General features: G+C 49.7%; 23 protein-coding genes. 21 read left to right on the top strand and 2 right to left on the bottom strand.

Annotation, left to right across the window (positions count from 1 at the left end):
- Position 1: 1 nt before the first annotated feature.
- Positions 2 to 1,267: a PocR ligand-binding domain-containing protein gene (locus J0X21_RS12440; protein ID WP_206812532.1), complete on the bottom strand. Its 1,266-nt coding sequence runs from the start codon at positions 1,265 to 1,267 to the stop codon at positions 2 to 4.
- 35 nt (positions 1,268 to 1,302) lie between these two features.
- Positions 1,303 to 1,953 carry a PAQR family membrane homeostasis protein TrhA gene (trhA, locus tag J0X21_RS12435; protein WP_206812531.1) on the bottom strand — a complete coding sequence of 217 codons (651 nt, stop codon included), beginning with the start codon at positions 1,951 to 1,953 and terminating at the stop codon, positions 1,303 to 1,305.
- Positions 1,954 to 2,229: 276 nt separating this feature from the next.
- Here trhA and J0X21_RS12430 point away from each other — a divergent pair, with 276 nt between their 5' ends.
- The 21 genes from J0X21_RS12430 to J0X21_RS16095 all read left to right on the top strand — a co-directional run bounded on the left by J0X21_RS12430 (position 2,230) and on the right by J0X21_RS16095 (position 26,012).
- The gene (locus J0X21_RS12430) at positions 2,230 to 3,279 is read left to right on the top strand and encodes an LCP family protein (RefSeq protein WP_206812530.1); all 1,050 of its coding nucleotides are present in this window, start codon (positions 2,230 to 2,232) and stop codon (positions 3,277 to 3,279) included.
- Positions 3,280 to 3,335: 56 nt separating this feature from the next.
- Complete coding sequence (locus J0X21_RS12425) at positions 3,336 to 3,557, top strand: hypothetical protein (RefSeq protein ID WP_206812529.1); 222 nt, start codon at positions 3,336 to 3,338, stop codon at positions 3,555 to 3,557.
- 43 nt (positions 3,558 to 3,600) lie between these two features.
- On the top strand, positions 3,601 to 4,296 hold the full coding sequence (locus J0X21_RS12420; RefSeq protein ID WP_206812528.1) for a response regulator transcription factor: 696 nt from the start codon (positions 3,601 to 3,603) through the stop codon (positions 4,294 to 4,296).
- A gap of 79 nt (positions 4,297 to 4,375) precedes the next feature.
- On the top strand, positions 4,376 to 5,806 hold the full coding sequence (locus J0X21_RS12415; protein ID WP_206812527.1) for a sensor histidine kinase: 1,431 nt from the start codon (positions 4,376 to 4,378) through the stop codon (positions 5,804 to 5,806).
- Positions 5,799 to 7,397 carry a hypothetical protein gene (locus J0X21_RS12410; protein ID WP_206812526.1) on the top strand — a complete coding sequence of 533 codons (1,599 nt, stop codon included), beginning with the start codon at positions 5,799 to 5,801 and terminating at the stop codon, positions 7,395 to 7,397. Before J0X21_RS12415 ends, J0X21_RS12410 begins: the two co-directional genes overlap by 8 nt.
- A 123-nt stretch (positions 7,398 to 7,520) precedes the next feature.
- Positions 7,521 to 8,768, top strand: coding sequence for a hypothetical protein (locus tag J0X21_RS12405; RefSeq protein ID WP_206812525.1), 1,248 nt, complete (start codon positions 7,521 to 7,523; stop codon positions 8,766 to 8,768).
- 175 nt (positions 8,769 to 8,943) lie between these two features.
- The gene (locus J0X21_RS12400; protein WP_206812524.1) at positions 8,944 to 9,684 is read left to right on the top strand and encodes an ABC transporter ATP-binding protein; all 741 of its coding nucleotides are present in this window, start codon (positions 8,944 to 8,946) and stop codon (positions 9,682 to 9,684) included.
- A complete protein-coding gene (locus J0X21_RS12395; protein WP_206812523.1) occupies positions 9,656 to 10,408 on the top strand; it encodes an ABC transporter permease in 753 nt (250 codons plus the stop codon). Before J0X21_RS12400 ends, J0X21_RS12395 begins: the two co-directional genes overlap by 29 nt.
- 9 nt (positions 10,409 to 10,417) lie before the next feature.
- A complete protein-coding gene (locus J0X21_RS12390) occupies positions 10,418 to 11,851 on the top strand; it encodes a sensor histidine kinase (protein WP_206812522.1) in 1,434 nt (477 codons plus the stop codon).
- 16 nt (positions 11,852 to 11,867) lie between these two features.
- The gene (locus J0X21_RS12385; protein ID WP_206812521.1) at positions 11,868 to 12,566 is read left to right on the top strand and encodes a response regulator transcription factor; all 699 of its coding nucleotides are present in this window, start codon (positions 11,868 to 11,870) and stop codon (positions 12,564 to 12,566) included.
- Between the two features lie 375 nt (positions 12,567 to 12,941).
- Positions 12,942 to 13,706 (top strand): enoyl-CoA hydratase/isomerase family protein, encoded by a 765-nt coding sequence (locus J0X21_RS12380; RefSeq protein WP_206812520.1) that lies wholly within the window; start codon positions 12,942 to 12,944, stop codon positions 13,704 to 13,706.
- Between the two features lie 37 nt (positions 13,707 to 13,743).
- The gene (locus tag J0X21_RS12375; RefSeq protein WP_206812519.1) at positions 13,744 to 15,876 is read left to right on the top strand and encodes an acetate--CoA ligase family protein; all 2,133 of its coding nucleotides are present in this window, start codon (positions 13,744 to 13,746) and stop codon (positions 15,874 to 15,876) included.
- Between the two features lie 48 nt (positions 15,877 to 15,924).
- On the top strand, positions 15,925 to 17,088 hold the full coding sequence (locus tag J0X21_RS12370) for an acyl-CoA dehydrogenase family protein (protein ID WP_206812518.1): 1,164 nt from the start codon (positions 15,925 to 15,927) through the stop codon (positions 17,086 to 17,088).
- Position 17,089: 1 nt separating this feature from the next.
- Positions 17,090 to 18,319, top strand: a complete 1,230-nt coding sequence (locus J0X21_RS12365; RefSeq protein WP_206812517.1) for a CaiB/BaiF CoA transferase family protein — start codon at positions 17,090 to 17,092, stop codon at positions 18,317 to 18,319.
- Between the two features lie 38 nt (positions 18,320 to 18,357).
- Complete coding sequence (locus J0X21_RS12360) at positions 18,358 to 19,113, top strand: SDR family NAD(P)-dependent oxidoreductase (RefSeq protein WP_206812516.1); 756 nt, start codon at positions 18,358 to 18,360, stop codon at positions 19,111 to 19,113.
- A gap of 30 nt (positions 19,114 to 19,143) precedes the next feature.
- Positions 19,144 to 19,584 (top strand): Zn-ribbon domain-containing OB-fold protein, encoded by a 441-nt coding sequence (locus J0X21_RS12355; RefSeq protein WP_206812515.1) that lies wholly within the window; start codon positions 19,144 to 19,146, stop codon positions 19,582 to 19,584.
- A gap of 1 nt (position 19,585) precedes the next feature.
- The gene (locus tag J0X21_RS12350) at positions 19,586 to 20,719 is read left to right on the top strand and encodes a thiolase family protein (protein ID WP_206812514.1); all 1,134 of its coding nucleotides are present in this window, start codon (positions 19,586 to 19,588) and stop codon (positions 20,717 to 20,719) included.
- 11 nt (positions 20,720 to 20,730) lie between these two features.
- Positions 20,731 to 21,516, top strand: coding sequence for an IclR family transcriptional regulator (locus J0X21_RS12345; protein ID WP_206812513.1), 786 nt, complete (start codon positions 20,731 to 20,733; stop codon positions 21,514 to 21,516).
- Between the two features lie 33 nt (positions 21,517 to 21,549).
- Complete coding sequence (locus J0X21_RS12340) at positions 21,550 to 23,439, top strand: TRAP transporter permease (protein ID WP_206812512.1); 1,890 nt, start codon at positions 21,550 to 21,552, stop codon at positions 23,437 to 23,439.
- A 71-nt stretch (positions 23,440 to 23,510) separates the two neighbouring features.
- On the top strand, positions 23,511 to 24,551 hold the full coding sequence (locus J0X21_RS12335) for a TAXI family TRAP transporter solute-binding subunit (protein WP_206812511.1): 1,041 nt from the start codon (positions 23,511 to 23,513) through the stop codon (positions 24,549 to 24,551).
- Between the two features lie 60 nt (positions 24,552 to 24,611).
- Positions 24,612 to 26,012: an MmgE/PrpD family protein gene (locus J0X21_RS16095; protein WP_206812510.1), complete on the top strand. Its 1,401-nt coding sequence runs from the start codon at positions 24,612 to 24,614 to the stop codon at positions 26,010 to 26,012.
- The last annotated feature ends 5 nt before the right edge of the window (positions 26,013 to 26,017 follow it).

Here is a 26,017-nt window from a genome sequence, read left to right as displayed (position 1 = left end):
ATCAAAACAAGCTGTTTTTATAAGTCAAAGGGGTTACCCCGATATAGCGGCGAAAGATTTTAGCGAAATAACTTTGGTTTTTGTAACCGACAGCTTTAGCTACCTGTTCCACACTTAATTCAGGCTTTTTCATGAGCTCGACCGCTTTTTCCACTCTGACCCGGGTCAGATAATCATTAAAGGTGCAGTCCAGCTCCTGCCGAAAGAGGCGGGACAAATGGGAGGGGCTAATAAAAAGGTGATCGGCGGCATCTTGTACAGTCAGAGGTTTATGGTAGTTCTCCATAATATAGTTGCGGGCTGATTTAACGAGACTGAGGTGTTTTTTATCGGTGAGCGCAAAAATTCCTTGCAAAAATGTTTCCACAATACCCCGGATTTTATAAAAAAATTGTTCGATGCGGTCAATGGGCTCGATTTCAGCATTAAATTCTTTTAACATAGCCATAGCCTGTTCAGCATCAGCCCCTCCCTCCACAGCCGCGCGCGATGTGAGAGACGCCAGTTCGAGGACGCGAACTCGTATGGTGTCCTTGTCACCCGCGGCTTTGGTATAGAGGTCGGTCAACAAGCTTTGGAGATCATTCACAGCCCGGGTTTTATCCCCGAGACGAATATATCTTAAAAACCGCCGTTCATTTTTCAAATAGGCTTCATAGCCGGTTGTGCCCGGGTTCTTTTTCCTGTCTTCTAAATCATGGTGAATTTGTTCTTGCTGCAGCCGGTAAGCGTTTTTCTCCTCTAAAGCCTGAATATTTCTCTTTACTAAATGGTTAACAACCACGAAGAGCAAATCCGCTGCTGCTTGTGACTGTTCCGGTGAAATCACTTCCAGGCTTTGCACTTTTTCATTCAGCTCATTAAAATCAAAGTCCGGATTACTGCTTTTCAACTCTTGTAAAAAGAATTGATCAGGCTCCCACATCAAGACTTGCCCGCAAATAATGCTCCCGAGAGAAACACCTTGCACCACTATGGGTACAGCCCAAATAACCAATCCCGCGTGACAGCGGAAGAAATAGGGTTCATCCCACTTGGCCGCCTCTGCAGACGCACGTTTGTAGGAATCAATGCATTTTCTCTCGCTTGCCGGGTGACTGCGAATAAGCCGGCAGAAATCGCATCTTTCCCGCTTCCCCAGGATCGAAAGAGTTTCCCCTTTATGGTTGACCGCTTCGATATGCAGACCGGTTGCCTTGGAAAAGCTCCCTAATATTTCTTCAAGATATTTAGGATCCAGAACATCTTTTATACTTGCCTTTTTCATGTATATTCCCTCTAGCTGGAGTAATGTAAATTGAATTACATCGGCAAAATATAGACGACCATCATAATGAAATGCAGTACCCCGCCTAAAGCCACAAAAACATGAAAGGTTTCGTGAAAGCCCACCCGCTTGGGCAGGAAACTTAAGCGCTTGCGTGCATAAATCAGCGCCCCCACGGTGTAGGAAATTCCGCCTGCGATCATCAGGACAATCGCTCCCCGCGGCAAGCTTTTTACTAATTGGATGAAAGGGACCACCGCGATCCAGCCTAAGAGCACATATAAAGCGGTAGAAAGGGTGCGCGGGGCGTTGATAAACCAGAGCTTCAGCAGGATGCCGCCGAGGGCCAGGCTCCAGACCGAACCCAGCATGGCCCAGCGCCAGGCTCCGTGCAGTCCGTAGAAAAGCACAGGGGTATAGGAACCGGCAATCAGTAAGTAGATGGCCATGTGATCCATCTTGCGTAAAACCAACTGCTTGCGCGGGCTCACTTTTAACCAGTGATAAATGGAGCTGGCTCCGAACAGCAGAATCAAACTAGCGGCATAAATAACCATCGTGATCAGCTTCGCGGGATTTTCTCGGGTGTTGACGATAATAAAAACCAACCCTCCGATGGCTGCCAGAAACGGCACAAAGTGGGTCCAGGTATTTAACGGCTCTCTCATTCCTGCAACACGTGACATTTAGAAAACCACCGTCCTATCTCAGTATATCAGAAAGCATAACTTCGTCAGTGCGGAACAACTAACAAGTTTTTCTAAGCTTAAGTTTAGAGCATTAGGTTGGCAAAAGCAAACTTGGGTTTATTAACCTTTTTGTAACCTTTATTAAAGATTTTGTAAAACAAGAGCCAAGAGAAACGTGTATTGTAGGAATAACAGGAAAAAAGTTTAAGTTATGAGAAATGCCCAAACGAGCAAACTTAAATTAGCGGCAAAAAACGGCGGAGGACAAGCTCTATGAGTATTAGCAAAAGTCTTAGAAAGAGTTATTCCGGAAGGGTACTGGCCTCGATTGGGCTCATTCTAATCTTAATATTAATAGGTACAGGGGCTTTGGCGTATGCCGAATTAAGCAAGATTAAGGTGACGCAGATTTCCCGCACAGACGAGGCTTTAGGCATCAAGCCCCAACCTCCCGCTGAGGGCGGAAATCCCGATAATTCTTCAACTAATGGCTTTCCCGCGCCTGAGCCGGTTGCCAGCTCAGAGATTCGCAACATCGCCTTATTCGGAGTGGATACGGGCAGGCTGGCCAACGATGTACCGCATTCAGATACGATTATGATTCTGACGGTCGATCAAAAGCATAACAAGATTAAGCTTTCATCAATTATGCGCGACAGTTATATAGAAATTGAAGGCCGGGGGAAAACCAAAATAACAGAAGCATATACCTATGGCGGGCCGCAGCTCGCGCTGAAGACCCTTAACCAAAACTTTGACTTAAATATCCGGGATTTCATCACGGTCGATTTTGTCGGCCTCTCCCGCATCATTGATGCCGTTGGCGGAGTTGAGCTTGAGGTCAAGACAGCAGAGATACCGGAAATCAACAAATACTTAAACGAAGTGGCTCAAATGAGAAAAGAGCGGGCTGTGTTTCTTAAAAAAGCGGGGGTTCAAAAGCTGAATGGGATGCAGGCGGTTACCTACGCCCGGATTCGGAACGTGGGCAACGGGGACTTCACCCGGGTTGATCGGCAAAATAAGGTGCTAAATGCCTTGGCCAAACGGGTAAAGGAGCTGGGACCTGCAAAATATCCGGCTTTGCTGGATCAATGTTTGCCCTATGTGGAAACCAGCATGTCTCCTTTGGAATTGACGCGTCTTAGCAAAGATATGATCTCTGCGGGTTTGGACACGCCGGAGTGGCAGCGATTTCCGCTTGACGGCCAAAGCAAAGGGGAAATGATTAAAGGGATATGGTATTTGACATTTGATTTGGATGCAGCGAAGGAGCAAATGCGACGGTTTATGTACGAAGATTTAATCCCGGTTTCAAAATAACGGCTAACTCTGGGAGAATAGCGGAATAGGGCATGGATAAGGATCGGAGGCGGGCTATGGAATTTATTTTACTGGTAGTTAAAGTGTTGGGAGTCCTTGCTGTCATCGTTGCCATCGAGACTTTTCCGGCTTACTTAGGAAGAAAGAAGGTTAAAGGCAGGAAAAAAGGTTCAAGGGATGGAATTACTGAAAGTAATGAAGTGAGTAAAAGCAATGAAACGGATAAAAGCAGTGATTCCATGAAAACCACTATCGATGACTCGGCCAAAACCGCTTAGAAATGGGAAACATGTTTTGCAAAACGATGGAGTGGGTGGTTTGATGAATGAAGACAAAGCTAGAGTCTTGGTGGTCGAGGATGAAGAATCTATCCGGCGTTTTATCACCCTGAACCTGAACGCGGCCGGGTTCAGTGTGGCCGAGGCGGCAAGCGGGGAGGACGCACTGGCTTTGCTAAAAGCGTTTGTGCCCCAGGTTGTGGTCTTGGATATCATGCTGCCCGGAATCAGCGGCCTGGAGGTCTGCCGGGTAGTTCGGGAGCGGATGCCGGGAACCTTTATTATCATGCTGACCGCAAAGGCTCAGGATACGGATAAGATTTTGGGCTTGGAGCTGGGAGCGGACGATTATATGGTGAAACCCTTTAACCCGCTGGAGCTGATTGCCCGTATTAAAGCACTTTTGCGCCGCAGCGCCGGCACGGAGGAGAAAAAGCTAATTCTCTCTGCCGGGGTCTTGCGCTTAAATCTCTCGGCCAATAAGCTTTTCAAAGGGGAGCAGGAAATTGAACTGACTCCGACTGAGTTTGCCATGCTCAGACTGTTCATGGAAAACCCGGATAAGGCTTTGAAACGGGATGAGATCCTCGATTCCGTGTGGGGCGAAGATTATTTCGGAGATACCAAGACCTTGGATGTCCATATCCGGCGCCTGCGCGAGAAGGTCGAGGATACCCCGTCAGAACCTAAGTACATTAAGACGATCTGGGGTTACGGCTATCGCTGGCAGGAATCATAAATACGGGAGTAAGTTTATCAGGGTATTCAGGAGTCAGAATTCAGAATTCAGTAGTCAGTAGAGAGTAGGAATTTCTTGCATGTTCTTCTTTCGAAGTTTTGAAACTCATTTAAAAGTTGGCGGCATTCGCTTGAGATTGACCGTCATCTTTATGTTGATCATTGTCATTACAGTGACTATTCTCGAGGCCTTGCTTATCTATACCGTTAAGCAGAACTATTACGGCAGCCTGGAAGGAAGCCTGACCAACCAGATTAAAATCTCCGCTGATTTTTACTCCAAGTATTTTGCGGACGCGACCCTCCAAGAGAATGTTCTGAACAATGTGGATGCTTTCTGGAAGCAAAGCAATGCTCAAGTCGAGATTGTGGACAAATCCGGTAACATCATCATGGACTCGATCGGCATGATCCCGCCGCCGGCTGACCCCAGCACAGATATCCAGGATGCTCTCAAAGGAAAAACCGGAAAATGGGTCGGCAGCCTTCAATCAGAAAAGGTCATGGCAGTCTCCTATCCGCTCAAGGCCAATAACGAAATTGTAGGCGCCTTGCGCTTTATCACCTCTTTGCGCGAAGTTGACCAGGATGTGCACAAAATGGCCTATGTGTTTATCGCGATCGGCATTGCAGTGATCATTGTGGCCGGTCTTATTAGCGTTTTCTTGGCTAACACCATTATCGTACCCTTGCAGGAGGTCACGGCGGCGGCCCAGAAAATGGCTGCCGGGAATTACACAGTCCGCAGCCGCAAAGAGCGCGAGGATGAAATCGGGAAACTGTCCGACACCCTGAATTATATGGCTGAGGAAATCACCAATCGCGACCGTATGAAAAATGAATTTATTTCCTCCGTTTCCCACGAACTGCGCACGCCCCTGACCTCGATCATGGGTTGGGCCATCACCCTGCAAAATGACCGTTTTCAAAATAAGGAGATGTTAAACGACGGGTTGGGGATTATCGCCAAGGAAAGTGAAAGACTCACGTATATGGTGGAGGAGCTATTGGATTTCTCGAAATTCATCTCCGGCCAAGTCACGCTCCAGCCGGAGGTCGTGAATCCGGCGCGGCTCCTGGATGAGATCAAGATACAGCTTACTCCCAGGGCTGTGCGGGAAAACATCGGCTTCGGGGTGCATTGTCCGGAGGACATTCCCTTTCTAACGGCGGATGCGAACCGGTTGAAACAACTTTTTATCAACATTTTGGACAATGCTTTTAACTTCACTCCGGCAGGCGGGCAGGTAAGTTTCAGCGTGGTGAGCGCCAGTGAAGGGATCCAATTCTGTGTGGCCGATACCGGCTGCGGCATCCCGGCAGAGGAGCTGCCCTATGTTAAGGAAAAGTTCTATAAAGGAAAAAGCTCACGCTCGCAAAACGGCATCGGGCTTTCTATTTGTCAGGAAATCGTGGAATTAATGAACGGGAGTTTGGAGATAAGCAGTGAGCTTGGGCGCGGGACCAAGGTCTATGTGCTGCTCCCGAAAGAGGTGGAAGTCCATGGTTAAAGGGTTAAAGACCATGGCTGCCCTCTGCTCGCTGCTGCTTTTGTTTATACTAAGCGGCTGTGCCGGCCCTCCGTGGGAAACGGCAGGCAGGATCGTACCCCCGCAAAGCGGTAACGGCCCCTTAGCCGGTACATGGGCCATCGACCAGGAATTCGGGACCGGACTTAACACAGGGCAGAACACGGGCCAGAACTCAAGGCTGAATACCCTTACCCCTGCGGCTCAGACCTGGATCGGCAAGACGGCCCAGTTTTCGCAGGAGGCGGCAATCATCGGAGAGTACTCCTGGCCTCACCCTGTCTTTAAGGTCAAAAAAGTGAACACCCAGGAGTATTTACTCTCAAAATACTTAACATTGCCAGGGGATCTGGCTGTTCGGGACAAGGAAGTGTACGTGGTGACCCTGTCAAACGCAGATAACTTCCTAGGAGAATTCCTAAGACTTGATGATGCGCGTGTACTTGCCTTTGTGCAAAATAAAGTTTTGTTACTGACAAAAACATCGAGTATGGTTGATGCTTCCCTAGCCTCAGCGGTGGCCGCTCAAGACGCGGCGGCAGAAGACGAGGCAGCAGAACCCGGCAAGGCCGTAAAATCAGCCGGTGCCGCAGGCGTTCTCCTGGGGCTTAAAACTCCCTCGCCTGAGGCCGGGCAGAAGGCAAGCGCCTACACTTACCGTACCCTCTGGCTGGCTGCCACTAATCGACATCTACATCCCATATTGGAAGACAAGGATATCTTTTTTCCGCGTCTAAGCGGTTTTTGGAAGCTTAAAGTGCGCCGGGTCGAAGAAGGTACGAAGGCGGAAGATTTGCTTTTAGCCTATGATGTTTCGACTAAGGACCCGGAAGCGATGCCGGAAGAATTAAAACCGGTTCTGGGTTCTCTTTTCTGGGAAGGCAGGGAAGGGGTGTTGGCGCGCAGCTTGAATTTCGTCGGGAATGACTTTGTGTCCTTTGAAAACAGCGGCTCTGGTGTGTTTGACAGCAGGGGGGTATTGGGAGAAAGCGGCCACTCCTGGTTTGATAACAGCTTCCAAGTCAATCCTATAGATAACCTGGAAACACGCCAGGGAATTACCTTGTCCGACCTGGCCGGGGAAAGAGGGACTGCGGCTTTCAGCAACGCCAGCGCTCAAGTTTTAAGAGCCCTGGAACAACGTCCGGACTTAGAGACGGGCAGCAGCGACCAGGGACAAAACTGGGGACTGGTACGGAAAAACGGGCACTGGCTGCTTCAGGGCCGCCTAAGTTATCAAAGCGGCGGCAAGCCGGGATATTTGGACTATAACATTAATCTCGTTCCCCCATCCAAGCTCGTATCATTTGACACCTTATCCCTGAGCTGGCAAACGATTAAAGAACGGGTGCCGGATGCGGTGGATGCCTTTACCTCCCCGAACCGGAGCCTGGCGGTTGTGGCGACCAGAACCCGGCTTTATGTGTATGCCATGAATGAAGGCCGGCTAGGAAGCGAACCCCTGGCCAAGCTGGACTTACACGAAGGGGAAACTGTGGTGATGGCGGAATGGGCCACCGGGTTATATGTTGACAACTGGGAACAAAGCTTCCGGGCAAACGGTGCGAAATAGGTTTATTTGAAAAAGCCGTGTTTTCTTTATACTTATTTAATAATCTCGTTAGGGAAATTCAAGACCCGTCCTTTAGAATAGGATTAGGAGGCTTCCAATAAATAAAGGAGTTGAATTGAATCAATGAAGTTAAAAAAGAAAACAGCGATGCTGATGAGCTTTACCTTGGGCACGCTGCTGTTTGCGACCACGGCCTTGGCCGATATCGCCAACAAGAGTGGGTATGAACAGTTGAAGGATTCTCTGAAGCTGACGGCTGAAAAAGCTTCAGGGGAGTTCGACAGTTTTACCCTGGATATTTCGTTCGTGGTCAAAGATAACGGGGAAATCGTCATGTCACAGAACCAGTTAGAGAAGTACGACCGTAAGAACGGTGCCAGCGAAAACACGTTTTCCAATGAAGACATTTCCGGGCGCAGCTATAGTGGTTACAATTATTTTGACAAGAACACGATGATTGGTTTCAGCAACGGAGATAATACTTACCATGTGACCGAGTTCACCGATGAAAGAAAGTTTAATTCTTTTGATAATCCCTTTAAGCAGGAAGAGGCTGAAGATGTAGAAAAGATTGCCGATGCCTTAGTGGGCAGTCTCAAAGACTATGTCATGGTCAACGAAAATCCCGATGGCAGCAGAGAACTTTCCGGTTCCTTAAGTGAGGTCCAGATTCCGCCCTTGGTGAACGCGGTGTCTTCCTTTGCGCTCAAGCAGGAGTTTAACCGGCCTTATGAACAAAGAGGACTAAATTTAAGCAAGGACATTTATGTCAAAGAGGTCAAAGGCACGGCCTCAGTTAACAAGGACGGGGTTCTTGAGAACGTTCTGGGCACAGCAGTGCTTTCCGGAACGGATGCCCAAGGGAAGGCTCACGAAATCAGCATCGAAATTCTGGGCAAAATGACCGATATCAACTCAACCGTGGTCACAAAACCCGACCTCACCGGTAAAAATGTGGTCAAAGAGGTTGCCAAGTCTGCTGAGTATGGCCCGGAATTCTCCAACCCGCAGAAATTTGTGGGTAAATTCAAAAATGACATTGTCATTGAAAAAGACGGCAAACTCGTCAAAGCGGGCGAAAGAATCGTTGACATCACAAGTATTGACAGCCAAAGCGTGAGCGGACGCTATCACGAGGAATACGCCCAGGGATTTGAGCAAATGGCCTCTAAAGACAAAGAATTTAATTTTGAAGGAACTTTTGAGCAGAAGAGTTCAAGAAATGCCCGGCTTACGATTAATACGGATTCGAGTAAAACTTACAACGGAGATATGTTCTTTGATGAATACGCCGGGAAGATATACTTTAATGTCAACTATCTTTTGAGCAGACGCGGTTATGATTCCAACTACAGTCCGGCTTTTGAGTAAAAGAAGAGAAGTATAACGGATGAGCTGCCGGGTTAGACTCCCGGCAGCTTCCGCGTGTACCCGCGCGCGTCTACCTGCAAGGGTCGAAGGAACTTAGTAGTGGAAATGCTTGGCAGATCTTGGACATCTAGTAGCTTCCGATGCTGGTGTGGATATTATTGTTGGAGGAACGTGAATGGACAAAGTGATCGAGATCCAAAACTTGAGTAAACTATACCCCAATGGACGGGGGATTCATGAAATCAACCTGGACATCTACCAAGGGGACATCTTTGGTTTTCTGGGCCCGAACGGGGCCGGGAAGACCACAGCCATGAAAGTCATGACCGGATTGATCCGGCCTGACCGCGGGGATGTCAGGATTTCCGGCTACAGTGTGATTGAGGATTATGAGAAGGCGATGGCAAAAGTCGGCTGTATTATTGAAACAGCCGAGTCTTACCCTTATCTCAGTGCTTTTGACAACTTGAAACAGGCGGCCCGCTACTACCCTGGGGTGGATCACAAGCGGATGGATGAGGTCTTGGAACTTACGGGAATTCTGCGTTACAAGAATGAAAAGCCGAGGAAGTTTTCCCTGGGGATGAAGCAGCGCCTGGGAATCGCCGCCGCGATTCTTTCCCGGCCCCAGATTGTGATTCTCGATGAGCCCTTGAACGGGCTCGATGTCGAGGGCATGATTGACATGCGCAAGCTGATAAAGCACCTGGCGGAAACCGAGCAAACGACCTTTTTTATTTCCAGCCACCTGATTCACGACGTCGAGCTGACCTGCAACCGCATCGGGGTGGTTTACAACGGGAGAATGCTCAATGTCGAGAGCATGGACAGCATTCTTAAGAATTACGCGACCCTGGAGAATTATTTTGTGAGTGAGGTAGAACGAAATGGCCGTGTTCCAAGCCGCGCTTCTTAACGAAGTCGAGAAGCTTTATAAAAAGAAAAAAGCCTTTGTCGCCATCATCCTGTCCCTGAGCATGATCGTGCTCGGACAACTGATTATTGTCGGGGTGCGCACCGGCTTTGGGGTGCGCGGGGTGGGGAGCGCCGAGTTCCCGATCCTGGTGCTCTCGGTCGTGGTCAATACCATTCTCCCTCTGTTTACCGCTTTGGTCGCCATCGACAGTTTCTCGGGCGAGTTTTCCCACAATATGATGCGCATTACCCTTACCCGGCCGGTGAGCCGGTTCAAGGTTTTCTCGGCCAAAGTTACGGCTATTTCCCTGTTTATCCTGGCCAACCTCCTTTTGCTCCTGGTTTTTTCGGAACTGGCCGGTTTTCTCTTTAATGCCAACTCAGCCAGTTTCGGAGGGTTTGCCCGCACCGTCCTGGCGTACCTGGTAAGTTTCCTGCCGATGCTGGTATTGGCTTTGGGGATCGTGCTCCTGGCAAACATTTTTAAGAGCGGGATCAGCGTCTTTTTTCTTTCAATTCTATTCTTTTTGGTATTCAAAGTCTTGGGTGTCTTCTTTTCTTCATATGCCAGCCTGTTTATTACAACTCATCTCGATTGGTATAACCTGTGGCTGGCTCATTCTTTCCCCGGGTGGAAGATCCTGCGCCAACTGCTGATTATGGCGGGATATGGTATAATGTTATTTACAGCCGGATTTTATCTTTTTGACAAGAAAGAGTTTTAGGGTGAGGATATGAACCTCAAACGGCGCTTAAGCTTAGCCAATGCGGCGACAGTAATCATTCCTGTGCTGATTACTGTTCTTGTTGCCTTGGCTTATATTTTTATTTTCAGCCATGTGATGGGCAGAGATATCTCGGTCGAGAATTACCAGAGGCTGTCCGAGATTAAGCTGGAACTGATAGAAAGCGGAAACAGCATCCTCAGACAGAAACCGGAAGCGGTGGAAGAAGAGAGCTTTCAGAAAAATTTGCAGGAGAGGCTGGCCGCGATCAACGGCGAGCTGATTATTATGAAGGATGATGAAGTCCTCTTTTCCTCGCGCAATTTCAGCAAAATCGAACTGGCAAAGTTTACGCTGGAAGGGAATAAAAAATGGGGGAAGGACCCGGTTCTTGTGGGCAATCTGGCCTACAGCGTGGACGCGGTTTCCCTTGATTTTAAAGACGGCAGCCACGGCAGCGTCTTGCTCCTGGCGCCCGTAGACCGCTCGCTGAGCAGTCTCACCGGTTTATTAATCTTAACCGGGGTGGTCCTGGTCCTCTCCTTTGCCTTGACTAATTTCCTGATTTCTTACCAGCTGTCGCGGGTAATCTTAAAGCCTCTTTATAATCTGCAGCAGGCCGCAGCCGAGATCAGCCTGGGGAATCTGGAACGAGAGATCGTGGAAGAGGGGGATCAGGAGATACGGGCGCTCTGCCGCGATCTTGAACTCATGCGGATTAAGCTCAAGGACTCGATTCGGACGCAGCTGAAATATGAGGATAACCGCAAAATGCTGGTTTCGAGCATTTCCCACGATTTGAAAACACCGGTCACTTCAATTAAGGGGTACGTGGAAGGGATTTTTGACGGGGTGGCCAATTCCCCGGAGAAAATGGAGCGCTACCTGCGCACTATTTATGCTAAAGCAGAGCAAGTGGATACCATGATTAACGATTTGCTGCTCTATTCCAAACTCGATTTGAACCAGATTCCCTTTAATTTTGAACGCACAGACATTGCCGGCTTTGTACATGAGTGTCTGCTGGAGAGTGAGCCGGAACTGGAGCGGCATGGGATCAGGTCAAGCTTTGAGAGTGAGCTTGCATCTAAACGAATGGTTTTGCTCGACCGGGACCGGATGAAGCGGGTTATCATAAATATCCTGGATAATGCCCGCAAATACATGAATAAGGAGCAGGGGGAAATTAAAGCGCTGGTGCGCGAAACCAACACCAGTATTATCATTGAAGTGCGGGATAATGGTTCCGGCATCAAAGAAGAGGATCTGCCGCATATTTTCGAACGCTTCTACCGTTCGGATGCGGCCCGCACTGAGATCAAAGGGAGCGGGCTGGGGCTGGCCATCGCCAAGCAAATCATTGAAGGGCATCACGGCCGCATCTGGGCCGTGAGCCACGGAGGCGAGGGTACGAGCATTATGATTTCGCTGAGTAAGATGTAGGTTGCAGGAGGTTATTATGAAAAGAATCCTGATTATTGAGGATGATGTCAGTATCGCGGAGCTGCAGAAGGACTACCTCGAACTGGCTGACTTTGAGGCGGACATCTGCCCCAACGGATTGGACGGCTTAAACATGCTCAAAGAGAAGGAGTATGATCTTTTGATCCTGGATATCATGCTTCCGGGGATGGACGGCTTGGAAATCCTGCGCAGCATGAAGGATGAGAAAGACATCCCGGTGCTCTTGGTCTCTGCCAAAAAAGAAGAAATCGACAAGATTAAGGGCTTGAGCCTGGGCGCGGATGATTACATCACCAAGCCTTTCAGTCCCGGGGAACTGGTGGCCCGGGTCAAAGCCCATCTGGAGAACTATGAACGCTTAAAGCACCGGTTCCGGGACGGGCTAAACCGGAGCAATACCTTGACCATCCGCGGCCTCAAAATCGAGAAAGACTCGCGCCGGGTCTTTGTCAACGGCCAGGAAGTGAACCTGGCCCAAAAGGAATTCGATTTGCTCACTTACCTGGCGCAAAACCCGAACCGGGTCTTCGGGCGCGACGAGCTGTTTGAGCGGGTCTGGGGGCTCGAAGCCCTGGGCGACTCGGCCACGGTGACTGTGCACATTGCCAGGGTGCGTGAGAAAATCGAGAGTGACCCGTCCAATCCGCAGTATATCGAGACCGTGTGGGGAGCAGGGTACCGGTTTAGGGTGTAGGAGGCTTGTCTACATCGTCGACACTTGCAAGGTTGAAATAGGGTTACCTAATGAGACCTTCTGCTGCTCTCCAGTAAGGAGCAGGTACGAGGGAGACCGCATGCGGCAGGAGGAGTCAGCGCCGTCATAATACCTGGGGTAAAGCAATGGACACGTCCTAACGAGAGGAACAATACTTCCTCTCGTTTTTGTCTTTAATGGGCACTGTTTCTGGAAAATCTAGCTGTTTTAAGCGGGGATCTGAACCGCGAATTCTCGTGTTGGAGTCAAAAAAAATATTTAAGATTATGAATTGACAGAAAAGAACCGACTAATTATAATTAAACCACACATATAGAAACGCGTACCACATACAGAAACAATAAGGAGGGTTATATGGATTACTCGGCAATTACAGTGCAAATTGAGCAGGCTACCGCCATTGTCATGCTAAACCGTTCAGGCAAAATGAACGCAATTTCTATGCAGATGCGACAGGAACTTGCCGATGCTTTTCAAAAGCTCGGTCAAGACAAAGATGTCCGGTGCATTATCTTAACCGGAGGGGATAAGGTTTTCTGTGCAGGGGTTGATGTTAAGGAATCACCTGGGTACATGGACATACTTAATTCGGATTTATTGTACCGGGTGACACAGCGCAGGTATTCCATCTATCAGCAGGTGGAATGGTGTCCTAAAGTTACGATCGCTGCTTCGGAAGGCTATACGTTTGGCGGGGGGTTTGAGTTGTTTTTGGCGTGTGATCTGCGAGTGGCTTCGGAAAGTGCCAAATTCGGCTTTCCGGAAGCACGGCGGGCTACTCTCCCCGGCGGCGGCGGCACTCAGAGACTCGTTCGCGAGGTTGGGCCGGCCCGCGCCAAGGAGCTGATTATTACGGGTAGAACGTTCGATACCCTGGAGGCCAAGGAATTCGGAATACTCAACCATGTCGTGGAAAGCGGTCAGGCTTTAGCAAAGGCAAAACAACTAGCCAGCGAAATCACGTCCGTGCCGGGAACGGTAGCAGTCGTAGCAAAGTGGGCTATTAATTCCGGCATGGGCATGCCGCAGGAGTATGCCTTAGATTACGAGGCATCTCTTTGTACAATTCTTAGCAATACCAGGGAGCGACAAGAGAGGCTGCATGATCTTGGCAAGTAGATAAGGCTGATGGTAGGGAAGGAGATGTGACTGGCTGATGGGACTTATTGACTTGACACAAGAAGCTGTGGAAGCAATGCTCAGGCCGAAATCGATTGCTGTCGTAGGGGCAAAAGACGGTCTGCGGAATATCAAGTGGCTGCAAAAAATCAGGTACGACGGAATTATTTATCCCGTACATCCTACCAAAGAAACGGTTGATGGCTTGACGTGCTACCCGTCCTTACTTGACGTGCCTGGTCCGATCGACGCTGTAGTGTCGCTGGTGCGGGCGGAATTGGTTCCGGATATTATTGACCAAGCTGCAGCCAAGCAAGCCAAGGTGATCACTGTTTACGCGGCGCCGGTATCTAACGGGGGTCAGATATCCCTGGAGCAAGTTATCCGTGAGCGCGTCATGCAGAAAGGAGTCCGGGTAGTCGGTCCGAATGCCCTCGGGATATTAAATATTAAGGATAAAGTAACCTCCGGTTACAGCTCTGCTCTTGCAGTGGACGATATTGAATTCAAGCCCGGTTCTGTGGCCGTTATCTCGGCCAGCGGGGGTTTAGGTGATGCTATTTTAATTGAGATGTTACATCGGAAAGTTGGGGTTAATTACCTTTTTCACCCCGGCAACGAGGCTGATCTGACAATTTCGGATCTATTTTTGCTGGCTGCTGAGCAGCAGGATGTTGGAATTATCGCATTATATATCGAGGGAATACGGGATGTACCGAGATTTATCCATGCGGCTCATAGGGCTTTAGAGCAGGGGAAAATCGTTGTTGCCTTGAAAGTTGGCAAAACAGAGGCAGGCAAGCGCGCGGCTTACGGCCATACTGGGGCGATCATGGCCAGTGATGACGTATTTAATGCCTTCTGCAAGCGCTACGGTATTGTGCGGGTGGAGGATGCCAGCGATCTGATAACGACGGTGCAGATGTTTGCTTCCGCTTGGCCCCAGTTGCCGTCGGTTGGGAAGTTAGCAATGCTTTCTGCTTCAGGGGGAGTAACAACGCTCTTGGCGGAGGCGGCAGAGCAGAGCGGGACTCCGCTCGCGGAATTTACATCGGACACAGCTGCAGATTTAGGGCAGCTTCTAAAATTCGCGCATTTGAATAATCCCCTTGACCTCACTGGCCAGGTGTTGGCAACCCCGGATGATCTTAGGCGCGCGCTACATACTGTGGCGGATGATAAGAACGTTGCTGCTGTTCTGTACGGAATTGGCTTGGCTGTAGGAGGGAAAGTTCCGGCAACTGTGGTCGAAGCGTGCAGCAGGATTAAAACCGTTACCGGAAAGCCGGTAGCAGCTGTCATGTTGGCTAGCAGTCAGTATAAGAGAGGCTACCACTTGCTTGAAGATGCCAGGGTTCCCCTGTTTCGGGGAAGTTTAGAGGCCGCTGCCCTAACGATGAAGAAGTTCGTTGAACGCAGTGTGAGCACGGAAAGTCTGCGTTCGGGTTTGTTAAAATATTACGCTTGGCAACGGGAGAATTCTCAGGCTGATATAAGTGGGCTCTCCAGTACGCCGAACGAGAGGGAGGTTAAAACATTTTTAGCTGCCCAGGGCTTGCCGGTAGCCAAAAGTGGAGTGGCCGGGGACTTACAGGAAGCTATCAAAATAGCGGGCCAGATTGGTTATCCGGTAGTGCTGAAGGCGCTTAGCCGGGCTATCGTACACAAGACCGAGGCCGGTGTGGTCAGAGTCGGAATCAAGGATGAAGCTGAGTTGACTAAGGCCTACCAGGAAATTGCCAATAACCTGCGTGTAGCAAAGCCTGGAGGTGTGACCGCGGATGGTATGCTGGTAGAGGAATATGTGGAGGGCATCGAGGCGCTGGTTGGTTTCCTGGTGGACGAGAGTTTCGGTCCGGTCGTCACGATAGGCAGTGGTGGTATCTACGTGGAAGTGTTAAAAGATCTGTCCTGGCGTCTCGCCCCTGTGTTTGCCGAAGACGCAGCGGACATGATTGGTGAATTGAAAGTGCTGCGTAGTTTGCTCAAAGGTGTACGCGGTGCTGATGCAAGCGACTTTGATGCGTTGGTTCAATTCATAAGCAACTTCTCCCAGATCGCGTTTAGACATGCCAACACAATTAGTATGCTGGAAGTCAATCCTTTAAAGATTTTGCCAAAAGGAAAAGGGGTCAAAGTTGTCGATGCCCGGGTTTCGATTAGGACGTGACTGAGTTGTTGGTTTTAGCATGTAAAAAAGAGAAAGGAGTGGTTAAATATGGACTTTAGATTAAGCCCGGAAGAGGAGGCTATGTCCCAGTTTGCTTATGAATTGGCTACTGGTAAATTTGCGGCCAATGCTTTTACTTGGGAGGAAAAGGAGTATCCATGGGAAAATGCGCGCATCTTAGCAGAACACGGCTTGTTAGGCATGGTTTTATCTGAGGAAAACGGCGGCGGCGGGCGGCCTATGATCGAAGGCATCCTGGCTATGGAACAAATTACACGGATATGTCCTCACACTGGAGATATTGTGCAAGCTGCAAACTTTGGACCAATCAGGTCTGTAGACTTATCTATGGAAGACAAAAAACTTAAAAGAGAAGTGATTGAAGCCGTAATTAGCGGTGAGCACACTATTTCACAGGCTATGACCGAGCCGGAGGCAGGATCAGCGGTCACGGATTTACGCACCACAGCGGTGGAGAAAGGCGATGGATTTGTTATTCGGGGCAGAAAGGTTTTTTCAGGGCATGCTGATGTCTCCACATATTTTCAAGTCTATTGCCGGTTTGAAGATGGAAAAATCGGGTCTGTTCTGATGAAAAGGGGAATGGACGGATTTAACATTGGCTTACCCCAGAAGTATATGTCCGGAGCCCATTACTGTGAACTCACCTTTGATGATGTATTTGTTCCGAAAAACCACGTGATTACTCATGATTTTCGGAAACTCATGGGGGCCATGAATGTTGAACGATGTGGCAATGCCAGTCGCTGCGTTGGCGTCGCTCAAGCAGCGTTTGACCGGGTGCTCCAGTACGTACAGGAGAGAAAGCAATTTGGTCGCTATCTGTATGAATTTCAAGGTATTCAGTGGAAGTTGGCGGACATGTATCGGCGGCTGGAGGCAGCTCGCTGGCTGGTGTACAGGGCCGTTGTCAATGCTGGCATGGGGGTGAGTGCGCCCATGGAATCATCGCTTGCCAAAATCGAAGCGAACGAAATGGTTCAATATGTAACCAACGAGGCGTTGCAGATTTTTGGAGCGTACGGTTATAGCAAGGAGTTGCCGTTGGAGTATCTTTACCGCAGGGGAAGAGGCTGGGCCATCGGAGGAGGAACTTTGGAAATGCAGAGGACAAGAGTGGCAGCAAGTTTGTTAGGCAAAAAAATTAGCCAGCGACCTGAGAAACCTCGTCGCCAGCAAGGGGAGGAGTAATATGGCACCTCTTACCGGGGTTCGCGTGCTAGATCTCAGCACGGTGGTGGCCGGGCCTTTTTGCACAATGCTGCTTGCTGACATGGGTGCAGAGGTAATCAAGGTGGAAAGGCCCGGACAGGGTGACTTGGCTAGGGAACTTCGTCCTATCATCAAAGACGAACAGGGGACGGAAGTAAGCGGCAGGTTTGCAGGACTAAACAGGGGCAAAAAAAGCATCTGTGTAGACTTAAAAAGTAATCAGGGGCAGGATCTTATAAAGGAACTGGTCAAGAACTGCGATGTCCTGGTAGAAAATCTAAGGCCGGGGCAGATGCGGCAGTGGGGATTGGACTATGACAATCTAAAAAATGAAAAGTCCGATCTTATTTACGCATCAATCAGCGGTTTTGGCAGTCCAGTGTTCGGGGAATCACCCCTTATGAAAAAAACGGCCTTTGATCTTGTACCGCTCGCCTTAAGCGGGTTCATGGATATGAATGGCGAAGCGGACGGAGCGCCGCAACGGCCTGGAGGAATTCCGCTCGGTGATTACTTGCCGGGGGTATTTTCGGCTTTAGCAATTGTGGCGGCGTTAAGACAGCGGGATAAAACAGGACAAGGAAGTTTCATCGATTGCTCAATGTACGATTCCGTCCTGGCTATTTTGGAGAGACCGATTCAGATATATTTGGGCGAAGGTGTAATTGAGACCCGAAACGGTGGCAGAGTACCGCAGCCATACGGTGTTTTCAGAGTAAAAGATGGCTATATAACCATCGGAGCTCTGGGAACCTCGATGTGGCAGAGGTTGTGCAAGGTCATCGGCAGGCCGGAGTGGATAGAAGATCCCCGTTTCAAGACGCAAGCAGAACGATATAAGCATTATTACGCAACAATAGAGCCGGAGATTGTGTCATGGTGCCTGGTAAGGACCAAGGAAGAAGTGCTGCAAGTCATGGAAGAGCACGGAGTTCCTGCTGCAGAGATCAGAAATATCGCTGAAGCTTTGAAGTGTCCGCATATCAGTGCTCGCAAGCTTCTAAAGGAAATTCCCCTGAGCAGGGGAAGCACCAGAAAAATTAAAGTGCTAAGAACCCCATTCATGATGTCATGTATGGCCGATAATACAGATCCCGCTCCTTTGCTGGGGGAGCAGACCGAAGACATTTTGAGGGGTATTTTAGGATATGGCGACAAGGAGATCGAGTCCTTATTCACAGAGAGTGTGATTGACAGACCCCGAGGTTAACCATAAACAAATTGACACAGCAGAAGGGTGGTATTTGCATGGAGATTGATTTTGGTCTAGAGGGGAAGGTTGCTCTGGTAACCGGAGGCGGCCAGGGGATCGGGTCGGAGATCGCCCTAACGCTCAGTAAAGCCGGGTGTAAAGTGGCTGTTGTGGATATCGCTGAAGAGGCGGCGGAAAACGTAGCCAAGCGAATCAGGGACAATGGGGGAACATCCCTGGCTATCAAGGGGGATGTAACCAGCTACGATTCCGTATGTTCGATGGTTGAGGCCGTGAAAGATCACCTTGGAGTTGTACAAGTTTTAGTGAATGTAGCAGGTGGAGGCACACGTGGATGGTTTGCAGAATCGGTGCCATCGACCTGGGACAGGGATATCCGTTTAAACCTGTTTGGGGTGATGAACTGCACGAAGGCGGTCATGTCGGGTATGGTGGAACAGAAGAAAGGGGTGATAGTGAGCATCACATCCGAGGCCGGTCGGGTAGGTGAGGCCGGCATGGCGGCTTATGCAGCAGCCAAAGGAGGAGTGATCAGTTTTACCAAAAGCATAGCCAGGGAGCAAGGAAGGTTTGGGATCAGAGCGAATGCCGTGGCTCCGGGGGCCACTATGACTGAAAGACTGGCACCAAGATTAACTGAAAAATGGGACAAAATGGTGAAGTCTTATCCACTGGGAAGGTTGGGAGAACCCACGGATGTGGCAAACTTAGTGCTCTTCCTGGCGTCAGATTTGGCCGGTTTTATTACCGGACAAATTATCAGCGTCAGCGGCGGATATACCATGCTATAGCAATTCGGCAGTTGGCAAAGGAGGGTTCTTATGATTGAAGACATCAATAAAGAATTTATTATACCGGAAAATTGGCTTAAAGTTGAGGAACTGAAAGAAGGAGTCAGGGTAAACCTGATGGCGGGCCATTGTCAGGATTGCGGTACCGTCTTCTTCCCGGCATATCAACGCTGCATCAAATGTGGGTCGGAGCAATGTAAACCCTTGGTGTTGTCCGGTAAAGGGACATTGTACAGTGAGACTGTGGTGCACCAGGCGCCGAATAACTTTTCCACACCGTTTAGAGTAGGTTACGTCTTGTTCCCGGAGGGTCCGCTTGTATTTGGGCAGTTTGTCGATATGCGCGAGATCCAAATAGGAGACCAGGTGGAGGTGGTACTCGGAAAACTCAGGGAAGCTGAGAGCGGTGAAGCAGGATGGGCATATATGTACCAGCCAACAGCAATAAGCTCAACGAGAGGTGAGAATTAAATTGGGAAATTCAGCAGAAGTATTTATCTCCGGCGCGGGGATGACGAATTTTGGCTGGCAGAAGGACAGCTTGATGACGGAGTTAGGTGCCGAGGCCTGCAGCAAGGCCTTAAAATCCGCAGGGATAACCATGAACGAGGTGGAAGCGTTATTTTGTTCCCACTCTTTTGGAGGAAGGGTGGTCGGTCAACGCATTCTAAGGTTCTTGGGCACCAGAGGGATCCCCGTAATAAACTTGGAAAATGCATGCGCAGGCGGATCCTCAGCCATCAATATGGCCTGGGCAGCAGTGGCTTCCGGTCAGTATCAGACGGTGATTGCCCTGGGAGTTGAGCAGATGAGCAGAGGCCTTATTCCTCCCAATGCGGATAACTATGAGGCCGCCCTAGGACTTACATTGCCAGCCAAATATGCAATGCGGGCCAAAAGGCATATGAAACTGTACGGGACAACCGAAAAGCAACTGGCATTGGTGGCGGTAAAGAATACGGAAAACGGCAGCCTTAACCCGTACGCCAAAAACCAGATACCTTTGACCTTGGAACAAGTTCTGGCAGCGCGCATGATTGCCGAGCCGCTCACACTGTACCAATGTACGGGTAACGCCGATGGCGCGGCGGCGGTAGTGATAACAAGCAAGAGGCGGGGGAACAATCAAGTGCGCATAAGAGCCAGTGTCCTTGGTTCCGGCAGGTACACCAGCATTAAAGATGAGGGCCTGTCGGCAGATGACGAATTGGCCCGCCGGGTAGGAAAATTGGCCTACGAGTTGGCCGGGGTTGGGCCGGAAGACATTGATTTGGCCGAAGTGCATGACGCTTTTACCATCGGCGAAATTCTGGCTTATGAAAATTTAGGATTCTGTCCGGTAGGAGAAGGCGGACGTTTTGTTGAAGAAGGACAGAGCAAAAGAAACGGCAGGTTGGCGGTAAATGCCAGCGGCGGACTGATTGCACGGGGGCATCCTTTGGGAGCGACGGGTGTAGCACAGGCGTGCGAAGTGTTTTGGCAACTCACCAAACAGGCGGGAGAAAGGCAGGTGGAAAGGGCTAGAGTGGGACTCACCCACACCGCCGGAGGAGCCACGCCGAATATAGGGTCCGGTGCCTGCGTGGTTTCAATCTTTAGCATATAAACGGAGGAGTTATGAAAGCGGAAGGGCATGAAGAGGGACAGTTGCAGACTGCCAGGCGGGTGGCCGAGCTGATGATGCTTTATTTGACCCATGGACCAGCCATTGGGGTGCGCGAGGCAGCCAAGTTGATGGAGATTCACCCAAGCATCAGCCAGCGTTTGTTCAGCACTCTGGCGGCTACAGGGATGGTCATTAAGGATCAATCGACCGGGAAATACAGGCTGGGTGCATGGGTTGCCGATCTGGGCGCTGTAGCGGCGGGTTCTTACAGTATGCGATCCTTAGCCGAACCGTATATGGTTAAGGTCAGGGATGTGACTAAGGAAACAGTTACCCTGCACGAGCGGTGGGGTGACAATCGGAGAATATCGCACGTAGTCGAAGGGTTGTATGAAATAAGGCAGATTCCGAAGGTGGGAACATACCGCTCACTTTTGATAGGGTCAAGCGGAAAAGCAATTCTGGCATTCCTGGAAAACAGGGACGCAGAAACAATCATTAATGGCGTGCAATGGCCGTTGAAGACACCAACAGACAAAGTTATGTCGATGGACGAGTTTCTCGACAATTTAAGAACTGTCAGACGAAATGGCTTTGATGTTACCGAGGGCGAAAGCGCGCTGGGGGCAGCGGGCATGTCCGCCCCAATCATCGGAGCAAGAGGCTATGCAGTTGCTTCGCTGACCGTTTCGGGTCCTGCATTTCGGTGTACCACTGACTTCTTCCAAGAACACGTTCACGTCCTTAAGGAAGCCGCTTCTAAAATATCAATAATGATCGGTGGAAAGGCGAATTAAGATGGGTGCAGTAGTTTTAAGGAAAGGAAAAACATGATGAAGGATAATGTGTTGATAAAGACTCTAGGGATTGTCCTAACCCTATTCATCATTGCCATGATTGTGGTGCCGGCGGTCGGTTCTACCCCTATGTATTTTCAAAGGGGATTTGCCTTGTTGCTTTCGTTGGTGCTAGGCGTTCTTTACAAGCCAACCCAATCAACCCGTCTTCCTACTTTGGCAAGATTTTATGACATCTTGATTATAGCCTTATCCGTGGCCGGGTTCGGTTATCTGATGCTGAATAGCACCGCTATTGTAGGAAGAATCGGTGCGGGTAACATTTATGACCTGGTGTCATCGTTGATCAGTTTTATAGTGGTAATGGAAGTTGCCCGCCGTTGGACGCCACCCGCCTTGATGATTTTGGTTTTGGCGTTTGCTGCCTATGCATTTTTGGGACATTTAATTCCAAGCAGAGTGATAGGGCACCCGAGGATATCCGGAGAACAATTTTTTACGTATACCATGACTAGCCAGGAGGGGATCCTGGGTTCCGGCGTGGCAGTCATGGTAAATGTGATATTCATTTTCATGGTTTTGTCAGCGGTGCTGAAGCTAACGGGCATAGGAGAATTTATCCTGAATATTTCCAAAGCCCTGGTCGGCCGGTTTACCGGTGGGCCGGCTTTGGCCGCGGTTGTTGGTTCATCGCTGTTTGGCATGGTCAGCGGCAGTCCGGTGGCTAACGTAGCCGCGGTAGGAACGATAACGATTCCCATGATGATCAGGATGGGATACAACCCATTCTTTGCCGGAGCGGTCGAGGCAGTGTCCTCCACGGGAGGACAGATAATGCCCCCTATCTTGGGTTCGGTGGCTTTTTTCATTAGCGAGGTCACCGGCACTCCGTACATTAAGATTGCTGTCTACTCCTTAATTCCCGCCCTGATTTACTATGGCAGCGTCGGGCTCGCCGTGTCGCTGGAAGCCTGGCGACAAGGGATAACGGGGCTTCCGAAAAGTGAACTCCCTTTAGTACGGGACGTTATGAAGAAGGGATGGTACAGCTTAATCCCTTTGGTGGCGTTAATCGTATTGCTGGCGTTGGATTTTACACCGCAAAAGGCGGCCTGGTACGCTATTATCACCGCAGTATTAATCGGCGTTATGAAAAAAGCTGGATGGAAGAAATTTGTTGATGCTATGGTAGAGTCTGCCCACTCCAGCTTAGGGGTGATGATCGCGGTAGCTGCTATCGGTATCGTGGTGGCCAGTCTGGCCTTGACTGGCTTGGCCCCCAAAATAGCTACCATGGTAGCCAGCGTAACCCAAGTTTACTGGATGCTTGGGCTGCTGGTGATTGCCCTGTTCGGCATCGTCTTGGGCATGGGTTTGCCCCCGCTGCCAGCCTATATAGTGATGTTCGTGGCTGTAGCCCGGCTCATTCCTTATCTTGGTTCCCTCGGTTTTAACGAGTTGTCGATCCACATGTTTATGTTCTATTATGCTGCCCTGGCCCCGATTACGCCACCTGTTGCCCTGGCGGCATACACGGCGGCCGGTATTGCCAATACCGATCCATTCAAAGTAGGCTGGCGGGCATTCGGCATAGCTTTGCCTGCCTTTGCGCTCCCGTTTTTATTCGTCCAGCACGAGCAGCTGCTATTGATGGGAGATCTGTGGCCGGGAATTTTGCTTCCACTTTTGAAAGCGCTTATTTTGATATTCGCGGGCTCGCTTACGGTAATCGGATGGTTAATTAAGCCTATCGGCCTTCTTCGCAGGTTAGCTAGCGTGGTGGCTGTGGTGTTGGTAATTTTGCCGGTATCTTGGAGCTGGCCGCTCGCTCTGCTCATGGTTTTGTTGATAGTTATTTCGGGCGTCTATAACGGTGGCATATCCAAGAGACGTAACGGAAAAGCGGCAGGGGAAGCCGGATAAGACAAAAAATTTACCAATAATTCAAAATGTAAATTAAAGTACAACAATTAAAATACGAGGAGGAGAATTAAGTGAAAAAAGTGCAAAAAAAATTCAAGTTTCTCATGGCTGCGCTCCTGGCAGTATCTCTGGTTCTCGCAGGTTGTCAGGGTGCCAACACTACGTCAAACGGCGGGAATTCCACGGAAACAGGCAATTCTAAACCAAAATCCCAAACTCAAATGGCCCTTGGTTCTGGGGCGATGGGGGCTAACCTTTACTTATATGCAAGTACATTGTCTAGTATTGTAGCGAATAAACCGGATTATGGTGTAACGGTAACAGTGCAATCAACTGGCGGATTCGAGGAAAACATGAACCGCTTGGCGCGTATGCAGCTTGATTTAGCCTGGATTGCCGCCCCGGAAGCCGGCATGGCTGTTAAGGGAACGGGAGATTTTACGGGAAAGGCCGAAGAGTATAAACATCTTCGGGGTATTGTCGCCATACCTTACGGAGGAATTCAGGTTGTTACCCTCGCCAGCAAAAATATTAAGACTTTAAGCGACCTAAAAGGTAAGACGGTAGCAATAGGTGCCGCCGGCAGCTCAGGAGCAAAGCTTTTCCTGCCGACCTTATTAAAGGAGGTTGGTGTAACCGACAAGAATTCTAAACTGATCACCATGGGGGCAGATCAGGCCAGCGATGCCATTAAGAACGGTACCATTGACGCCCGCACAGCTCTCAGTATGCCGCCGCTGGCCAGTTTTACCAATCTCGCCGTTTCAAAACCGATCCGATTGCTCGGAACGGACGCGGCTACGTTGACAAGAGTGATGGATCAGCTTCCGGGCACTTACGTGACGAAGATCAGCAAGAATGCTTATCCCAACCAGGATAACGAAGAAGACATTTTGACGCTCGGCTTTGCTTCTCTTCTGGCCACCAGGGATGATATCAATGATGATGCCGTTTATAATCTTACCAAAGCCTTTTGGGAGAATATCGAGGAGTTTGGCAAAGCCAATCCGGAAGCAAAGAAGTGGAATATACAGGATGCACTTAAGGGTATGTCCATACCTCTTGCCAAGGGGGCAGAAAAGTTCTATAAGGAAAAAGGTGTTTTGAAGTAAAAAAGTGGATTTGGGTGGCGGTTTAATACGCCACCCATCCGGTAACAAGGAGTTGGAATTGTGTTAGTCTCGGAAAAAATCGCAAAATTTGTGCAGGACTGTGATTCCACTAAACTGCCTGACGGTTTGCTGGACCAGCTTAAGATCCTTCTGGTTGATGCCTTTGGAGTGTTAATTGCGGGCTCAACGGCAATTGGTGCTGAACCGGTGGCTGATTTAGTTGGACATTGGGGAGGCGCACCGGAGGCGACGGCTCTTGTTTATGGGGGAAAGGTGCCGGCACCGTCTGCTGCTCTGCTCAACGGTATCATGCTCCATGCCCGGGAATTAGACGATGATCACGAAGAAGCAAGCATCCATGCGTTTGCGGCGGTGCTCCCGGCCGCCTTGGCGATGGCCGAAAAAGAAGGTACAGGGGGAAAGGAATTTCTTAGCGCCCTGATTGCGGGCTCTGAAATAAGCTGCCGGTTGGGAATGTCAATAAAGATTCTTAGAGGTTGGCATTTTTCGGCGGTATGTGGGACTTTTGGAGCGGCAGCGGCTGCCGGTAAGCTGATGGGATTGGACAGCGAAGGCATAGTCAATGCCTTGGGGCTCGCCTTCACGCGGGCTGCAGGCAATCTGCAGCCAGGAAGAGAAGGTGCCATGGCCAAAAGGCTGCAACCCGCTTTCGCCGCCCAGGCGGGGGTGCTTAGCGCTGAATTGGCCAGGGCGGGAATTACTGGGCCGAAACAGGTATTTGAAGGGCAGTACAATTTCTTTCGCCTTTATGACAGCGATTACTATGCTCCGGGCGAACTGCGGCACCGTCTGGATGGTGCGGAGTATGACCGTGGAGCACTTGTTAATGGCCTGGGGGAAACGTTTGAAGTTGGCAAGTTAATTATTAAACCTTACGGCAGTTGTCGGTTTACGCATGGACCACTGGAGGCGGCTCTGAATTTAGCCCAGAAACATGATTTGTCGGTAGAGAGGATAGAACGCATCGAGGTTTTGGCCTGTCCGCGGGCAGTCAGGGATTACGGCAAGCCTTATGATGCGCTGGCTGTCAAAACACCTGAGATAGCTGCTCAGTTCAGTATACCGTATGTTGTTTCGGCGGCCATAGTTCACCGGTCCGGTTATATTGACGCCTTTGAAAGGGAGGCTGTTTTGGATCCGAGGATAATGGAAGTTGCTTCGAAGATAACTGTCAGTGTGCACCCGGAGGCCGCATTGAAAGTACCGGTTGAAGTAAGAATTGCTACGAAAGACGGAACCGTGTTTGTGGAAAGGATCGATGCGCTGAAAGCCTCGCTGCAAAGACCGATGACACAAGATGAAATACTGGAAAAATACTGGAGAAATGCCCGATATGCGAAGAAGACTATTGCCCCAAATAAACTTAAGCAACTGATTGAACTGGTACTAAATATCGAAGAGGTCAAGAACATCAACGAGCTTACGGAACTATTATCATAACATAA

Origin of the sequence: Paradesulfitobacterium ferrireducens (genome assembly GCF_017310645.1) — a bacterium.
Classification (GTDB): domain Bacteria; phylum Bacillota; class Desulfitobacteriia; order Desulfitobacteriales; family Desulfitobacteriaceae; genus Paradesulfitobacterium; species Paradesulfitobacterium ferrireducens.
Note: the sequence above shows the minus strand (reverse complement) of the source record. Positions and strands in the feature narration are given on the sequence as shown.

What these genes read in the sequence shown, in the direction of transcription:
- J0X21_RS12440 (WP_206812532.1), bottom strand. Translation starts at nt 1,267, where the DNA reads ATGAAAAAGGCAAGTATAAAAGATGTTCTGGATCCTAAATATCTTGAA.
- trhA (WP_206812531.1), bottom strand. Translation starts at nt 1,953, where the DNA reads ATGTCACGTGTTGCAGGAATGAGAGAGCCGTTAAATACCTGGACCCAC.
- J0X21_RS12430 (WP_206812530.1), top strand. Translation starts at nt 2,230, where the DNA reads ATGAGTATTAGCAAAAGTCTTAGAAAGAGTTATTCCGGAAGGGTACTG.
- J0X21_RS12425 (WP_206812529.1), top strand. Translation starts at nt 3,336, where the DNA reads ATGGAATTTATTTTACTGGTAGTTAAAGTGTTGGGAGTCCTTGCTGTC.
- J0X21_RS12420 (WP_206812528.1), top strand. Translation starts at nt 3,601, where the DNA reads ATGAATGAAGACAAAGCTAGAGTCTTGGTGGTCGAGGATGAAGAATCT.
- J0X21_RS12415 (WP_206812527.1), top strand. Translation starts at nt 4,376, where the DNA reads ATGTTCTTCTTTCGAAGTTTTGAAACTCATTTAAAAGTTGGCGGCATT.
- J0X21_RS12410 (WP_206812526.1), top strand. Translation starts at nt 5,799, where the DNA reads ATGGTTAAAGGGTTAAAGACCATGGCTGCCCTCTGCTCGCTGCTGCTT.
- J0X21_RS12405 (WP_206812525.1), top strand. Translation starts at nt 7,521, where the DNA reads ATGAAGTTAAAAAAGAAAACAGCGATGCTGATGAGCTTTACCTTGGGC.
- J0X21_RS12400 (WP_206812524.1), top strand. Translation starts at nt 8,944, where the DNA reads ATGGACAAAGTGATCGAGATCCAAAACTTGAGTAAACTATACCCCAAT.
- J0X21_RS12395 (WP_206812523.1), top strand. Translation starts at nt 9,656, where the DNA reads ATGGCCGTGTTCCAAGCCGCGCTTCTTAACGAAGTCGAGAAGCTTTAT.
- J0X21_RS12390 (WP_206812522.1), top strand. Translation starts at nt 10,418, where the DNA reads ATGAACCTCAAACGGCGCTTAAGCTTAGCCAATGCGGCGACAGTAATC.
- J0X21_RS12385 (WP_206812521.1), top strand. Translation starts at nt 11,868, where the DNA reads ATGAAAAGAATCCTGATTATTGAGGATGATGTCAGTATCGCGGAGCTG.
- J0X21_RS12380 (WP_206812520.1), top strand. Translation starts at nt 12,942, where the DNA reads ATGGATTACTCGGCAATTACAGTGCAAATTGAGCAGGCTACCGCCATT.
- J0X21_RS12375 (WP_206812519.1), top strand. Translation starts at nt 13,744, where the DNA reads ATGGGACTTATTGACTTGACACAAGAAGCTGTGGAAGCAATGCTCAGG.
- J0X21_RS12370 (WP_206812518.1), top strand. Translation starts at nt 15,925, where the DNA reads ATGGACTTTAGATTAAGCCCGGAAGAGGAGGCTATGTCCCAGTTTGCT.
- J0X21_RS12365 (WP_206812517.1), top strand. Translation starts at nt 17,090, where the DNA reads ATGGCACCTCTTACCGGGGTTCGCGTGCTAGATCTCAGCACGGTGGTG.
- J0X21_RS12360 (WP_206812516.1), top strand. Translation starts at nt 18,358, where the DNA reads ATGGAGATTGATTTTGGTCTAGAGGGGAAGGTTGCTCTGGTAACCGGA.
- J0X21_RS12355 (WP_206812515.1), top strand. Translation starts at nt 19,144, where the DNA reads ATGATTGAAGACATCAATAAAGAATTTATTATACCGGAAAATTGGCTT.
- J0X21_RS12345 (WP_206812513.1), top strand. Translation starts at nt 20,731, where the DNA reads ATGAAAGCGGAAGGGCATGAAGAGGGACAGTTGCAGACTGCCAGGCGG.
- J0X21_RS12340 (WP_206812512.1), top strand. Translation starts at nt 21,550, where the DNA reads ATGATGAAGGATAATGTGTTGATAAAGACTCTAGGGATTGTCCTAACC.